The following is a 13,819-nucleotide window of genomic DNA, read 5'->3' as shown; positions in this document are numbered from 1 at the left end:
TCACTGTCCTTCCCGGTCGGATACGACCGAAGCGTATCGATTCCCACCCGTCGGACCGCCCTCGGCGGCCTGACCGCTTGTGCCGCTCTCGCCGCCCACCGCGGCGTGGCCACCGGTGGACCCGAAGCCCCCTTCGGCCCGCGCCGAGCCGGGAAGTTCCGCGACCTCCTGGAAGCGGACCTTCTCGACCTGCTGGACGACCAGTTGGGCAATCCGGTCGAAGCGCTCGAACCGCACGCTCTCGCGCGGGTCGAGATTCACCACGATCACCTTGATCTCCCCACGGTACCCGGCATCAACCGTCCCCGGGGCATTCACGAGGGCGACACCGCAGCGGGCGGCGAGGCCGGAACGCGGATGCACGAAGGCCGCGTACCCCTCGGGCAGGGCGATCGACACACCCGTGGGGAGGACGGCCCGTTCTCCGGGCGCCAGCTCGCACGCCTCGGTGGTGCGCAGATCGGCTCCGGCGTCCCCGGGATGCTCGTACGCCGGAAGCGGTACGTCCGCGTCGACGCGCCGGATCAGGACGTTCAGCGGGTCTCGGCTCACGGGTTCACCTCGAAGGCGCGGGTGCGCCGGATCTGGTCCGGGTCGTCCATGGCGGCCCGGATCTCCGCCGGGCGGCCGTGGTCGATGAAGTGGTCCACCGTGACCTCGATGAAGAGGGCGTCGGCGCGGACGGCCACCGGCCCGTCGGGGCTGCCGATGCGCCCGATGGCGGTGGAGTAGATCTTCCGCCCGGCGACGGCGGTGACCTCGGCCTCCAGGTACAGCGTGGTGCCGACGGGCACGGGCCGCACGAAGTCGGTCTCCAGCCGTCCGGTGACGGCGATGGTGCGCAGCAGCCAGTTCAGCGAGCCGAGGGTCTCGTCCAGGGCCGTGGCGAGCACTCCGCCGTGCGCGAGGCCCGGGGCGCCCTGGTGGGCGGGCTGCACGGTGAACTCGGCGGTCAGCGAGACGCCCTCGCCGGCGCGGGCCTCCAGGTGCAGTCCGTGCGGCTGCCCGGGGCCGCACCCGAAACAGTGTTCGTAGTGGGCGCCGAGGAGTTCCCCGGGTGCGGGCGCGTCGGGGTGCCGTACCGGTTTCCCCGCGTCGGCGGAAGGCTGAAGAGCTGCGGAACTACCACTCACAGCCGCAGACCTTACCCGCCCGCCCGTCGCCCACCACCGCCCCACTCGACAGCGCTACGCGCCGACAGCCCGTCCCGCCCGCCACCCACCACCGCCCCACTCGACAGCGCTTCGCGCCGAGCGCCCCGGCTCCGGTGGTGTGCGGATCCCGTGCCAAGCTTGGCTTCATGCAGCTCTCCGCCACCCCGTACGAAGAACGCCTCACCGCCCCCCGCTCGTGGTGGTTGATCAGCTTCCTGGTGGGGGTCTCGTTCGCCCTGATACTGCTGCCCTTCGGCACCCTGCCGCTGCTCGGCGGCCTGGTCGGCGGTACGGCCGCGGCGGCGGTGGTGGCCAGCGCCTACGGCTCCCCGCGGATCCGGGTCGTGGGCGACTCCCTGATCGCGGGCGAGGCGAAGATCCCCGTGGCGGCGCTGGGCGAGGCGCAGATCCTGGACGCGGAGGAGGCCCGCGCCTGGCGGACGTACAAGGCCGACACCCGGGCGTTCCTGCTGCTGCGCGCCTACATCCCGACGGCACTGCGCGTGGAGGTCACGGACCCGCAGGACCCGACGCCGTACCTGTACCTGTCGACGCGGGAGCCGGAGAAGCTGGCCGCGGCGATCGAGGCGGCACGCAAGGCGCACGCCTAGCTAGAGTTCGTCGGGCAGCTCGCCCAGTCTCAGCGGCTGCGCCGGCTTCTCCAGCGGCGGCAGCTCCGGCAGCTCGTCCCAGGGCACCTGGATCTTGCGCAGATCGGCCCGGATGCGGGCCGCGAGTCTCTTGGTGTCCCGGCGGTTCATGACCGCCCCGACCGTGGCCCCGACCATGAACGGCATCAGGTTGGGCAGGTCGCGCACCATCCGCTTCATGATCTGCTGACGGAGGTGGCGCTTCATGTGGCCGCCCATGGCCGTGTCGTACGTCGACGGCTTCATCACGTCGATCCCGCGCTCCCCCGACCAGGAGGACAGATACGCGGCGGAGCGGGTCTTGAGGTTCCCGGGCGGGCGTACGCCGTAGACCTCGTGCAGTTCGGCGATGAGCTTCAGCTCGATCGCGGCGACCCCGGTGATCTCCGCGGCCAGTTCGGTCGGCATGGCCGGCGGCACCGGCAGCATGGCCGCCGCTCCGATCCCGGCTCCGACCGTCGAGGTGCCGGCCGCCGCACCCGCCACCAGCTTGTCGGCCAGCTCCTCCGGTCCGAGGCCGGGGAACTGGCCCCGCAGGGTCGCGAGGTCGCGTACGGGGATGCGCGGGGCGATCTCGATGATCCGGTCCGCGAGGTACGCCAGCCCCGCGCGAGCCCGGCTGCCGCCCTTACGGGCGCCTTCCCGGGCCAGATCCCGGGCCTTCTCACGGATCACCGCCGCCCGGCGCCGGGCGACGGGTGCGGGGTTCTGCGCCGACGCGGGCAGGTTCTCCCGGCCGGCCGCCGGTTCGAGCGGGGCTCCCGTCACCGGTGAGCCCCGCTCGCCGTCACGCGCGCCGTGCGGGCCGCCGAGCGGCCCTTGGTCCGCTTTCCGCAGGGGGAAGCGGCGCTTCCGGGGAGGGGTCGAGCCAGACACGGCCGACCCGTCCTCAGTCGCAGTCGCGGCAGATCGGCTGGCCGTTCTTCTCCCTGGCCAGCTGGCTGCGGTGGTGCACCAGGAAGCAGCTCATGCAGGTGAACTCGTCCTGCTGCTTCGGCAGCACCCGGACGGCCAGCTCCTCGTTCGAGAGGTCGGCTCCGGGCAGTTCGAGGCCCTCGGCGGCCTCGAACTCGTCGACGTCCACCGACGAGGTGGACTTGTCGTTCCGCCGGGCCTTCAGCTCTTCAAGGCTGTCCGAGTCGACGTCGTCGTCGGTCTTGCGTGGAGTGTCGTAATCGGTTGCCATATCGCTCTCCCCCTCTGGGTGTCTGCGGTGTCTCCAGCGCACGTAACGCGTGAGAGGCCGGACTTGTGCCCGACCTGAGGCGGAGATTTTGCCTCACATCAAGGTCTGTTACTCAATCGACACCCAACCCGACCCCTCAAGAGTGATCGGCTTGGATGGCGGTGAGGACCGTACACGGTTCGAATGCCGCACCTCAAAGGCGCCTCACCGTGTACTTCCCGTGATCAAGAGCCCTGAAAACCCGGACTTTCCCGGCTTTCCACCTTCTGTCATGATCACCGTGCGTACATGGCCGGAAATCCGCCCATGTGATCGATCACACAGGAAGAACCATGTACGGCGGCCCAAAAATTCCGCGCAAAGCGAACATCCTCCGCGTGTGTCGGTCTCTGGTCACAACGGCAGGGTGACGCGCATCACCAGTCCGCCACCCTCCCGGGGCTGGGCCAGAATGTGACCGCCGTGCGCGCGGGCCACGGACCGGACGATGGACAGACCGAGGCCCACCCCCTTGTCACTGCCCGTCCGCTCGGTGCGCAACCGCCGGAAGGGCTCGAAGAGGTTGTCGATCTCGTACGCCGGCACGACAGGCCCGGTGTTCGTGACGGTCAGCACCGCCTGCCCGTGCTGGATCTCGGTGTCCACCTCGACCCAGCCGTCCTCCGGCACGTTGTACCGCACGGCGTTCTGGACGAGGTTCAGCGCGATCCGCTCCAGCAGCACGCCGTTGCCCTGCACCACGGCGGGCTTGCGCTCGCCGCGGATCTTCACGCCCTTGGCGTCGGCCTCGGCGTGCACCTGGTCGACGGCCTGCGTGGCAACCTCGGCCAGGTCGACCGGCTTGCGCTCGACGATCTGGTTGTCACTGCGGGCGAGCAGCAGCAGCCCTTCGACCAGCTGTTCGCTGCGCTCGTTGGTGGCGAGCAGGGTCTTGCCGAGCTGCTGGAGTTCCATCGGCGCGTTCGGGTCCGACAGGTGCACTTCGAGGAGCGTGCGGTTGATCGCCAGCGGGGTGCGCAGCTCGTGCGAGGCGTTGCCCACGAAGCGCTGCTGGGCGGTGAAGGCCCGCTCCAGCCGCTCCAGCATGTCGTCGAAGGTGTCGGCCAGCTCCTTCAGCTCGTCGTCCGGGCCGTCCAGCTCGATCCGGCGGGAGAGGTCCGAGCCGGCGACCTGGCGGGCGGTACGGGTGATGCGGCCGAGCGGGGAGAGCACACGGCCGGCCATCGCGTAGCCGAACGCGAAGGCGATCACGGCGAGGCCCAGCAGTGCCAGCAGGGAGCGGCTGAGCAGGTTGTCCAGGGCCGCCTGGCGCTGCTGGTCCACGCAGTGGGCGATGGCCTCGTTGAAGTCCGACAGCGGCACCGGGCCGGAGTTGATCGCGGTGACCGCGGGGCAGTTGTCGCTGGTGACCTTGATCGCCGAACCGCTGACGATCTTGAACAGCGGCTGGTTGCCGGTGCTGATCGCCTGCGCGGCCAGCAGGTAGATGATCGACAGCAGCAGGATGCCGGCGATCAGGAACATGCCGCCGTAGAGCAGGGTCAGCCGTATGCGGATGGTCGGGCGCAGCCACGGGAAGGGCGGCTGCGGCCTCCTGGGGTCCCAGGTCGGCTTGGGGGGCGCCTGGGGCGGCGCGGGTGTCGTGGCCACGGGGATCAGATCCGGTAGCCGGAGCCGGGGACGGTGACGATGACGGGCGGCTCGCCCAGCTTGCGGCGCAGGGTCATCACCGTCACGCGCACCACGTTGGTGAACGGGTCGGTGTTCTCGTCCCAGGCCTTCTCCAGCAGCTGCTCCGCCGAGACGACCGCGCCCTCGCTGCGCATCAGGACCTCCAGCACCGCGAACTCCTTGGGCGCGAGCTGGACCTCCTTGCCGTCACGGAAGACCTCGCGGCGGTTGGGGTCGAGCTTGATGCCGGCGCGCTCCAGGACCGGCGGCAGCGGCACGCTGGTCCGGCGGCCGAGGGCGCGCACGCGCGCGATCAGCTCGCTGAACGCGAACGGCTTGGGCAGATAGTCGTCGGCGCCGATCTCCAGGCCCTCGACGCGGTCGCTGACGTCACCCGAGGCGGTGAGCATGAGCACGCGCGTGGGCATGCCCAGCTCGACGATCTTGCGGCAGACGTCGTCGCCGTGGACGAGCGGGAGGTCGCGGTCGAGGACGACCACGTCGTAGTCGTTGACGCCGATGCGCTCCAGGGCGGCCGCACCGTCGTACACGACGTCGACGGCCATGGCCTCCCGGCGCAGTCCGGTGGCCACCGCATCGGCGAGCAGCTGCTCGTCCTCGACGACGAGTACGCGCACGTCGCTTGTCCTTCCTGTGTCCACCCGCGAGGACGCGCCGTGGGCGCGTGCGGGCAGGGGTGTCCGTGGATGTGACCCCCATCCTGCCCTTTTCGGCCATAAGTCGGCTGTAAGGCGGTGTCCGGACCGCAGGGACCGGGGTCCGCGGGCGGGAATACGAGAATTTCTGCTCCGGTTGAGGTTTCCGCGGAGGGGAGCTGGGGGAGGACGGCTTTACACCCCGCGATCACGCTCTGCATGTGCCGCAGCACCATGCGGTACTTCGGCCGCCGCTTGGCAGAGCGGGCGTGGGTGTCCGGCACCGTCGCCGCCCGGCCGGGCAGCGCTGGGCACCTGCGAGAGACGTGATCGCCCCTTCCCTACGGCACACCCCCGTGCCACCGACCCACGACCCTGGACGAGGGGGCGCAGCATGGACGCTTTCACCGCAGGACTTCTGCAGCGCATAAGGGCGACCGAGTCCGACCTGTCGCGGGCTCGTGACGAGGGCGACGACTTCCTCGTCGAGGTGGAGCAGGCAGAGCTCGACGACCTGCGACGCCTCGCCGCCGAACACGGTGTGGAAGTCGGCGCGTCACGCGTCTGATCGGCCCGAAGCGCAAGAGGGGACCCCGGCGAATCCAGCGCCGGGGTCCCTTTGCGTGCCCGCTCTCCCTGGGTCAGTCGTGCCAGGCGCCGAAGTCCTCCAGCAGCCGCTGGAGGGGCTCGAAGACGCCCGGCGACCCGGCCACGGTCAGATCCCGTGACGGCCGCTCCCCGGGCCGTCCACCGGTCAGCGCACCGGCCTCCCGGGCGATCAGGTCCCCCGCCGCGAAGTCCCACGCGTTGAGCCCCCGCTCGTAGTACCCGTCGAGCCGGCCGCAGGCCACGTCGCACAGGTCGATCGCCGCCGAACCGCCGCGCCGGATGTCCCGCAGGACGGGGATCAGCCGGGCGGCGATCCCGGCCTGGTGGGCGCGGACCTCGGTGACGTAGTTGAAACCGGTGGAGACCAGGGCCTGGTCCAGCGGGGGCGCGGGCCGGCAGGCGAGCGCCCGCTCGCCCTGCCACGCGCCCGTGGCCCACGCGCCGCCGCCGCGCACCGCGTGGTACGTCTCACCGCGCATCGGAGCCGCGACGACCCCGACCACTGTCTCGCCGTCCTGCTCGGCGGCGATGGACACCGCCCAGGTCGGCAGGCCGTACAGGTAGTTGACGGTGCCGTCCAGCGGGTCGATCACCCAGCGGATGCCGCTCGTGCCCTCGACGGAGGCTCCCTCCTCGCCGAGGAAGCCGTCGTCGGGGCGCTGCCCGGAGATCAGGTCGGTGATCAGCTTCTCCGCCGCGATGTCCATCTCGGTGACGACGTCGATGGGGCTGGACTTGGTCTTCGCCACGGCAAGGTCGGCGGGGCGGCCGTCGCGCAGCAGCTCGCCGGCGCGGCGGGCGGCCTCCTGGGCCAGTTCGAGCAGGTCCCGGTGCAGGGCGTCGGTCACGGGTCTCCTCACGCGTAGGGGCTGTCGGCGCCCGCGGCGGCGGGGCGCGGGGCGCGGGGCGGGCAGCAGCCGACCGGGCAGACGTGGTGGCTGGGGCCGAGCGCGCCCAGGGCGCAGGGGGTGACCCCCTGGCCGCGCTCCACGGCGGCCCGCTCCAGGATCAGCTCGCGGACGGCCGCGGCGAACCGCGGGTCGGCGCCCACGGTGGCCGAGCGGCGCACCGGCAGGCCCAGTTCCCCGGCCTTGGCCGTCGCCTCGGTGTCGAGGTCGTAGAGGACCTCCATGTGGTCGGAGACGAAGCCGATGGGGGCCATGACGACGGCCGGGACACCGGCGGCGTGCCGCTCCTCCAGGTGGTCGCAGATGTCCGGCTCCAGCCAGGGGATGTGCGGGGCGCCGGAGCGGGACTGGTAGACGAGCCGCCAGGGGTGGTCGACGCCGGTGCGCTCGCGGACGGCGTCGGCGATCAGCTGGGCCACGTCCAGGTGCTGCTCGACGTAGGCGCCGCCCTCGCCGTGGGCCTCGACGGGGCCGGATGTGTCGGCGGCGGAGGTGGGGATGGAGTGGGTGGTGAAGGCGATGTGGGCGCCCGCGCGGACGTCCTCGGGGAGGTCGGCGAGGGCGCGCAGCACGCCGTCGGTCATGGGTTCGACGAAGCCGGGGTGGTTGAAGTAGTGCCGCAGCTTGTCGATCCTCGGCAGCTCCAGGCCCTCGGCCTCCAGGGCCGCCAGCGCGTCGGCGAGGTTCTCCCGGTACTGGCGGCAGCCCGAGTAGGAGGCGTAGGCGCTGGTGGCGAGGACCAGGATGCGGCGGCGGCCGTCGGCGACCATCTCGCGCAGGGTGTCCGTCAGGTACGGCGCCCAGTTGCGGTTGCCCCAGTAGACCGGCAGCTCCAGGCCGTGGTCGGCGAAGTCCTTGCGCAGGGCGTCCAGCAGGGCGCGGTTCTGGGCGTTGATGGGGCTGACCCCGCCGAACAGGAAGTAGTGCTGCCCGACCTCCTTGAGGCGTTCCTTGGGGATGCCTCGCCCGCGCGTGACGTTCTCCAGGAACGGGACCACGTCGTCCGGGCCTTCGGGGCCGCCGAAGGAGAGCAGGAGCAGGGCGTCGTACGGGGTGGGATCGAGCGCGTCTGGCATGAGTCGATCCTGCCACCCGGCACCGACAGCGGGGAAACAGCGGGGTGAAGAGTCGGCTTCCAGTCGGTTCAGTGTGGTTTGTCCCAGCGTCATACCGGGTGTGATTAGGGTGTCCTAACTCGTAAGCTGTATCAGCCGCATTCGCGCCTTACCGAGCCGCTTCGGAGACCACGTGCCCAGCCCCTACAGAGCCCTGTTCGCCGAGCCCGGCACCAAGGCCTTCTCCGCCGCGGGATTCCTCGGGCGGATGCCGCTGTCGATGATGGGCATCGGCGTCGTCACGATGGTCTCCCAGCTCACCGGGCGCTATGGCCTCGCGGGCGCCCTGTCGGCCGCGATCGCGCTGTCCGCCGCGGCGATCGGCCCGCAGATCTCCCGGCTGGTGGACCGGCACGGGCAGCGCCGGGTGCTGCGCCCCGCGACCCTGGTGGCCCTGCTCGCGGCGGCCGGGCTGCTGCTCGCCGCGCACTTCCGGTGGCCGGACTGGGTGCTGTTCGTCTGTGCGGCCGGGATCGGCTCGGTGCCGAGTCTGGGCGCGATGATCCGGGCCCGCTGGGCCGCGCTGTACCGGGGCACCCCGAAGCTGCACACCGCCTACTCGTTCGAGTCGGTCGTGGACGAGGTGTGCTTCATCTTCGGGCCGATCATCTCCATCGGCCTGTCCACGGCCTGGTTCCCGGAGGCGGGCCCGCTGCTCGCCGCCTGCTTCCTGCTGGCCGGCGTCCTGTGGCTCACCTCCCAGCGCGCCACCGAGCCGGAACCGCATCCGCGCGAGCGGCGGGGCGGCGGCAGCGCCCTGCGCGCGCCGGGGCTCCAGGTGCTGGTGGCGACCTTCGTGGCGACCGGCGCGATCTTCGGGGCGGTGGACGTGGTCACGGTCGCCTTCGCCGACGAGCGCGGCCACAAGGGCGCCGCGAGCCTGGTCCTCGCGTTGTACGCGGCCGGTTCGTGCGTCGCGGGCGTGGTCTTCGGACTGCTGCGCCTCAGCGGTGCGCCGGAACGTCGCTGGTTGCTGGGCGTGGCGGCGATGGCCGTGAGTATGATCCCCCTCCTACTGGTCGGAAACTTGCCGCTTCTGGCCGTGGCGCTGTTCGTTGCGGGGCTGTCCATCGCGCCGACGATGATCACGACGATGTCCCTCATCGAAGAGCACGTACCGCGCGCGCAGCTCACCGAGGGCATGACCTGGGTGAGCACCGGCCTCGCCGTCGGCATCGCGGCCGGCTCCTCCGTGGCCGGCTGGGTGATCGACGCGGCCGGGGCACGGGCCGGGTACGGGGTTCCGGCCGTGTCCGGGGCCGTCGCGGTCGCGGTCGGTTTCCTCGGGTACCGCCGGCTGCGCAGGCCGGCCGCGGGTCGGGGAGGCACCGTTGGGCAGCACAGCGAGCGGGAAGAACGGCACGTGGCGTAACTGGGGCGGCAATGTCTCCGCCCGGCCCGCCCGGCAGGTCGCGCCGGCCTCCGTGGAGGAGCTGGCCGGCGCGGTGCGCCGGGCCCGGGAGGACGGCCTGAAGGTGAAGGCGGTCGGCACCGGGCACTCCTTCACCTCGATCGCCGCCACCGACGGTGTGTTGATACGCCCTCAACTGTTGACCGGTATACGCACCATCGACCGGGCGTCCATGACGGTCACGGTGGAGGCGGGGACCCCGCTCAAGAGACTCAACGCCGCTCTCGCGCGCGAGGGCCTCTCGCTCACCAACATGGGCGACATCATGGAGCAGACCGTGTCCGGGGCCACCAGCACCGGCACGCACGGCACCGGCCGCGCGTCGGGCTCCATCGCCGCCCAGATCAAGGCGCTGGAGCTGGTCACGGCCGACGGCTCGGTGCTCACCTGTTCCGAGAAGGAGAACCCGGAGGTCTTCGCGGCGGCCCGCATCGGCCTCGGCGCCCTGGGCGTCGTCACCGCGATCACCTTCGCCGTGGAGCCGCTCTTCCTGCTCACCGCGCGCGAGGAACCCATGTCCTTCGAGCGGGTCCTCGCCGAGTTCGATCAGCTGTGGGCCGAGAACGAACACTTCGAGTTCTACTGGTTCCCGCACACCGGCAACACCAACACCAAGCGGAACAACCGCAGCGCCGGCCCCGAGCAGCCGGTGGGGCGGCTCGCGGGCTGGTTCGAGGACGAGTTCCTCTCCAACGGCGTCTTTCAGGTTGCCCAGTGGGTCGGCCGCGCTGTCCCGGCGACCGTTCCGGCGATCGCGCAGGTCTCCAGCAGGGCCCTGTCCGCGCGGACGTACACGGACATCCCTTACAAGGTCTTCACCTCACCGCGCCGGGTGCGCTTCGTGGAGATGGAGTACGCCGTCCCGCGCGCGGCCCTGGGGGAGACGCTGCGCGAGCTGAAGGCCATGGTGGACCGCTCCGGGCTGCGCGTCGGCTTCCCGGTCGAGGTGCGCACCGCCCCGGCCGACGACATCACCCTGTCCACCGCCTCCGGCCGGGACAGCGCCTACATCGCCGTGCACCTGTTCCGGGGCACGCCGTACCAGGCGTACTTCACGGCCGCAGAGCGGATCTTCACCGCGCACGAGGGGCGTCCGCACTGGGGCAAGGTGCACACGCGGGACGCGGAGTACTTCTCCCGGGTGTACCCGCGCTTCGGCGAGTTCACGGCGCTGCGGGACCGTCTGGACCCGGACCGGCTGTTCCAGAACGACTATCTGCGGAGGGTTCTGGGGGCGTAGGCGTCGTGGCGGACGCGCTGGGGGCACTGGGCGTGGGGGCCGGGGTGGCCGGCTCGCCGCTCGGTTCCCCGCTCCGCCCGGAGTCCGGCTGCCCGGTCGGCCGGCCGCTCGGTGAACCGCCGGGCGCCGGGGGCGCACTGTGGCTCGTGCCGTCGCCGGTGGAGGGCGTGCGCTCCGGGGACGTGGTGCCCGAAGGGGCGGGTGTCCGGTCGGACGTGGCACCGGAGGAGCCCCGGCCGGTGACGGCGTCGCTGACCGTCGTACCCGTACCGCCGCTGAAGCTGTTCCCGGAGACCAGCTCGTACGCCGTGATGCCGGCCAGCGTCACCCCGAAGACCAGGGCGGCGGCGACCAGCGGGCGGCGCCGGCTCCCGGCCCGCGCCCGGTAGACGGTGCCCTCGGTGAACTCGCCCGGCGGCAGGAACGCTTGCCGCCCCCGTGGCCGCGCTCCCCGCTCCTGCGGCGGCCGGGCCGCCACCGCGGTCTTCTCCCGGAGCTGCTCCCCGGTCCGCTTGAAGAAGTGCTGGAAGACCGAGCCGCCGCAGGTGGCGACGACACTGACGACGCCGGCGCCGACGATCGTGCCGTACACCCCGAAGTACGAAGCCAGTTTGGCCGCCACCACCGCCGCGAGGGCGCTGCCCGCGACCTGGGGGACGCTCAGGTCGATCCGCTTCCGACCCGTATCGGGCGTCTCACGCATACCCGGAACTTGCCTGCCTTTCCCGCACCTCATGGAGCACTTGCCGCAGTTGACGACATTGGTCGGCCGACTGCACGAGAAAGGGACGTACGGACGAAACCATTAGTTCCGTTTCTGGCGATTGCGTGAAGTTCGCCACGTTCATGATCCACAAAACCGGTTGCGGACGGCCAAGTCGCACCCCTTGCCAGAAGTTGGGCGGCGCGCCAATCCACGCACGTGGTCCAAATGGAGTACTGTTGCGAGCCCTGGGTCCGGTCTCCCACCAGGGTGCCCGCGGCCTTGCAGGATCGCCGGGAGGGGGCTAGTTGCACAGGGTGACGGAGTTGGTCACTTAGCGTTGCGAACAGGTAACCGTGCCATAACGGCGGTCCCGGGCCCGTGCCCGACACGCCGGGCAACTCGGCAAGGTTGTGGCAGGCTGCACCCGGGCAGGCCACACTCGACTAGCGGAAGCAGCGACGCACGTGACGTCGGCAGGCACCACCCGGGAGGTCCCCATGCCCGAACTGCGTGTCGTGGCCGTCTCGAATGACGGCACACGACTGGTGCTGAAGGCTGCCGACTCTACGGAGTACACGCTTCCGATCGACGAGCGGCTCCGCGCCGCCGTCCGCGGCGACCGGCCCCGCCTCGGCCAGATCGAGATCGAAGTCGAGAGCCATCTGCGCCCGCGCGACATCCAGGCGCGGATACGAGCCGGTGCCACGGCGGAAGAGGTCGCGCAGCTCGCCGGCATCCCCGTCGACCGGGTACGGCGCTTCGAGGGCCCGGTACTGGCCGAGCGCGCCTTCATGGCCGAGCGCGCCCGCAAGACCCCGGTCCGCCGCCCCGGCGAGAACTCCGGCCCGCTGCTCGGTGAGGCCGTGCAGGAACGGCTGCTGCTGCGCGGCGCCGAGAAGGACACCGTGCAGTGGGACTCCTGGCGCCGCGACGACGGCACCTGGGAGGTGCTCCTCGTCTACCGGGTCGCGGGCGAACCGCACTCGGCGAGCTGGACGTACGACCCGCCGCGGCGGCTCGTCCAGGCCGTCGACGACGAGGCGCGCTCGCTGATCGGCGAGTCCGACGACCTCGCCGTACCGGAGCCGAGTTTCCCGTTCGTCCCGAGGATCGCCCGGCTGCCGCGCGAGCGCTCCATGGACCGCGCTCTCGACCGGGGCGACCGGGAGCGCCCCAGCCTGCCCGCGCAGTCGTCGGAGCCGGCCGAGGAGAGCACGGGCGAACGCGACTCGCTGACCAGCCTGCTGGAGGCCGTGCCGAGCTTCCGGGGCGACCTGGTGGTCCCGGAACGCCCGTCGGAACCCTCCGAGGACACCGAGGAGGAGCCCGCCGCGGAGGAGCCGCCCGCACCCGCCGCGTCCGCCGGCTCCGCCTACGCGGACGTCCTCATGCCGCGCTCCGTGGGCAGCCACCGCGACCGGCTCATCGGCGCGACCGACCGCCAGGCCGAGGCCGACGGCGTCCGCCCCGGCCGCCGCGCCGCCGTACCGAGCTGGGACGAGATCGTGTTCGGCACGCGCCGCAAGAAGCAGGAGTAGCACGGTCCTACCGCCGAAGAGGGGGCACGCGCGCGTGCCCCCTCTTCCGGCTGCCCGGTCACTGCGGATCCGCTCCCACCGCCACCGGCCGGGACGGGTCCGCGGACCACTCGGACCAGGAACCGACGTAGAGGGCCGCCGGAATGCCCGCCACCGCCAGCGCGAGCACCTCGTGGGCGGCGGAGACGCCCGAACCGCAGTACACGCCCACCTCGGCGTCCTCCGACACCCCGAGCGCCTTGAAGCGGTCCCTGAGCTCCGCCGCGGGCAGGAAACGGCCGTCCGGGCCCACGTTCTCCGCCGTCGGCGCCGACACCGCGCCCGGGATGTGCCCACCGACCCGGTCGATCGGCTCCACCTCCCCGCGGTACCGCTCCCCCGCGCGCGCGTCCAGCAGCACACCCGTGCGGGCGAGGGCCGCGGCCCCGTCCGCGTCCAGCAGCCCCGCCGCGCCCGGCGCCGGCACGAAGTCGCCCTCGGCCGGGGCCGGTGTCCCGGTGGACAGCTCGCCCTCCCAGGACGGCAACCCACCGTCGAGCACCCGCACGTCCGGGTGACCCGTCCAGCGCAGCAGCCACCACGCGCGCGCGGCGGCCCAGCCCTGCCCGCCGTCGTACACGACGACCGGCCGGCCCGCCGACACGCCCGCGCGGCGCATCGCGGCACCGAACTCCGCCAGGTCGGGCAGCGGATGCCGGCCGTGCGCGCCGGGCGCGGCGGCCAGTTCCCGGTCCAGGTCGACGAAGACCGCGCCGGGGATGTGGCCGGCCGTGTACTCGGCCCGCCCGTCGAAGGCGGGCGCGCCCGCCGCCTTCGCCGTGCTCAGCTGCCAGCGAACGTCCAGCAGCACCGGCGGGTTGCCGCCGGTCAGCTCGTGTGCGAGTTCGGATGCGGTGATGATGGCTGTCATGGCGTCCATCCATACGCCAGGGGTGGCCGCGGCGTCCAGGTCCCGCTACTCTGCTCGGCCGGACA

15 protein-coding genes are annotated in these 13,819 nt (G+C 72.0%); 5 read left to right on the top strand and 10 right to left on the bottom strand.

The features are described from left to right. Positions 1-552 carry a dUTP diphosphatase gene (dut, locus tag C3492_RS31100; RefSeq protein ID WP_103815971.1) on the bottom strand — a complete coding sequence of 184 codons (552 nt, stop codon included), beginning with the start codon at positions 550-552 and terminating at the stop codon, positions 1-3. Next, a complete protein-coding gene (locus C3492_RS31095; protein ID WP_103815970.1) occupies positions 549-1,133 on the bottom strand; it encodes a PaaI family thioesterase in 585 nt (194 codons plus the stop codon). The genes dut and C3492_RS31095 overlap by 4 nt, the downstream gene beginning before the upstream one ends. Before the next feature lie 167 nt (positions 1,134-1,300). On the opposite strand from C3492_RS31095, the gene C3492_RS31090 reads away from it, so the two are divergent. Next, the gene (locus tag C3492_RS31090; RefSeq protein ID WP_103815969.1) at positions 1,301-1,765 is read left to right on the top strand and encodes a DUF3093 domain-containing protein; all 465 of its coding nucleotides are present in this window, start codon (positions 1,301-1,303) and stop codon (positions 1,763-1,765) included. Here the strand turns inward: C3492_RS31090 and C3492_RS31085 are convergent, their stop codons facing one another. The 4 genes from C3492_RS31085 to C3492_RS31070 form a co-directional block, all read right to left on the bottom strand. Further along, positions 1,766-2,680 carry a hypothetical protein gene (locus C3492_RS31085; RefSeq protein WP_103815968.1) on the bottom strand — a complete coding sequence of 305 codons (915 nt, stop codon included), beginning with the start codon at positions 2,678-2,680 and terminating at the stop codon, positions 1,766-1,768. Positions 2,681-2,693: 13 nt separating this feature from the next. Beyond that, entirely contained in the window at positions 2,694-2,990 is a 297-nt protein-coding gene (locus C3492_RS31080) for a DUF4193 domain-containing protein (protein ID WP_003997302.1), read from the bottom strand. A 393-nt stretch (positions 2,991-3,383) separates the two neighbouring features. Next, positions 3,384-4,640: a HAMP domain-containing sensor histidine kinase gene (locus C3492_RS31075; RefSeq protein ID WP_103815967.1), complete on the bottom strand. Its 1,257-nt coding sequence runs from the start codon at positions 4,638-4,640 to the stop codon at positions 3,384-3,386. 5 nt (positions 4,641-4,645) lie between these two features. Beyond that, positions 4,646-5,299, bottom strand: a complete 654-nt coding sequence (locus tag C3492_RS31070) for a response regulator transcription factor (RefSeq protein ID WP_003993508.1) — start codon at positions 5,297-5,299, stop codon at positions 4,646-4,648. 412 nt (positions 5,300-5,711) lie between these two features. On the opposite strand from C3492_RS31070, the gene C3492_RS44835 reads away from it, so the two are divergent. Next, entirely contained in the window at positions 5,712-5,885 is a 174-nt protein-coding gene (locus C3492_RS44835; protein WP_023546087.1) for a hypothetical protein, read from the top strand. Positions 5,886-5,958: 73 nt separating this feature from the next. On the opposite strand, the gene C3492_RS31065 is transcribed toward C3492_RS44835, so the two are convergent. Continuing rightward, the gene (locus tag C3492_RS31065) at positions 5,959-6,774 is read right to left on the bottom strand and encodes an inositol monophosphatase family protein (protein WP_103815966.1); all 816 of its coding nucleotides are present in this window, start codon (positions 6,772-6,774) and stop codon (positions 5,959-5,961) included. An 8-nt stretch (positions 6,775-6,782) separates the two neighbouring features. After that, the gene (locus C3492_RS31060) at positions 6,783-7,910 is read right to left on the bottom strand and encodes a ferrochelatase (protein WP_103815965.1); all 1,128 of its coding nucleotides are present in this window, start codon (positions 7,908-7,910) and stop codon (positions 6,783-6,785) included. A 172-nt stretch (positions 7,911-8,082) separates the two neighbouring features. Here C3492_RS31060 and C3492_RS31055 point away from each other — a divergent pair, with 172 nt between their 5' ends. Further along, positions 8,083-9,321 carry an MFS transporter gene (locus C3492_RS31055; protein ID WP_103815964.1) on the top strand — a complete coding sequence of 413 codons (1,239 nt, stop codon included), beginning with the start codon at positions 8,083-8,085 and terminating at the stop codon, positions 9,319-9,321. Then, on the top strand, positions 9,281-10,600 hold the full coding sequence (locus C3492_RS31050) for a D-arabinono-1,4-lactone oxidase (protein ID WP_103815963.1): 1,320 nt from the start codon (positions 9,281-9,283) through the stop codon (positions 10,598-10,600). The genes C3492_RS31055 and C3492_RS31050 overlap by 41 nt, the downstream gene beginning before the upstream one ends. On the opposite strand, the gene C3492_RS31045 is transcribed toward C3492_RS31050, so the two are convergent. After that, positions 10,524-11,303, bottom strand: coding sequence for a hypothetical protein (locus tag C3492_RS31045; protein WP_103815962.1), 780 nt, complete (start codon positions 11,301-11,303; stop codon positions 10,524-10,526). The two genes, C3492_RS31050 and C3492_RS31045, sit on opposite strands and share 77 nt — an antisense overlap. A 500-nt stretch (positions 11,304-11,803) precedes the next feature. Between C3492_RS31045 and sepH the strand changes: the two genes are divergently transcribed. Then, positions 11,804-12,844 (top strand): septation protein SepH, encoded by a 1,041-nt coding sequence (gene sepH / locus C3492_RS31040; protein ID WP_103815961.1) that lies wholly within the window; start codon positions 11,804-11,806, stop codon positions 12,842-12,844. A 58-nt stretch (positions 12,845-12,902) separates the two neighbouring features. Here sepH and C3492_RS31035 read toward each other — a convergent pair whose 3' ends face one another. Then, positions 12,903-13,754, bottom strand: coding sequence for a sulfurtransferase (locus tag C3492_RS31035; RefSeq protein ID WP_103815960.1), 852 nt, complete (start codon positions 13,752-13,754; stop codon positions 12,903-12,905). Between the last annotated feature and the right edge of the window lie 65 nt (positions 13,755-13,819).

Source organism: Streptomyces sp. Ru62 (assembly GCF_002920615.1).
Classification (GTDB): domain Bacteria; phylum Actinomycetota; class Actinomycetes; order Streptomycetales; family Streptomycetaceae; genus Streptomyces.
This window is presented reverse-complemented; position numbering and strand designations above follow the sequence as displayed.

Bases quoted from the DNA above. Each gene is read 5' to 3' on its own strand.
- C3492_RS31045 (WP_103815962.1), bottom strand. From the start codon at position 11,303: ATGCGTGAGACGCCCGATACGGGTCGGAAGCGGATCGACCTGAGCGTC.
- C3492_RS31035 (WP_103815960.1), bottom strand. From the start codon at position 13,754: ATGACAGCCATCATCACCGCATCCGAACTCGCACACGAGCTGACCGGC.
- C3492_RS31060 (WP_103815965.1), bottom strand. From the start codon at position 7,910: ATGCCAGACGCGCTCGATCCCACCCCGTACGACGCCCTGCTCCTGCTC.
- C3492_RS31090 (WP_103815969.1), top strand. From the start codon at position 1,301: ATGCAGCTCTCCGCCACCCCGTACGAAGAACGCCTCACCGCCCCCCGC.
- C3492_RS31080 (WP_003997302.1), bottom strand. From the start codon at position 2,990: ATGGCAACCGATTACGACACTCCACGCAAGACCGACGACGACGTCGAC.
- sepH (WP_103815961.1), top strand. From the start codon at position 11,804: ATGCCCGAACTGCGTGTCGTGGCCGTCTCGAATGACGGCACACGACTG.
- C3492_RS44835 (WP_023546087.1), top strand. From the start codon at position 5,712: ATGGACGCTTTCACCGCAGGACTTCTGCAGCGCATAAGGGCGACCGAG.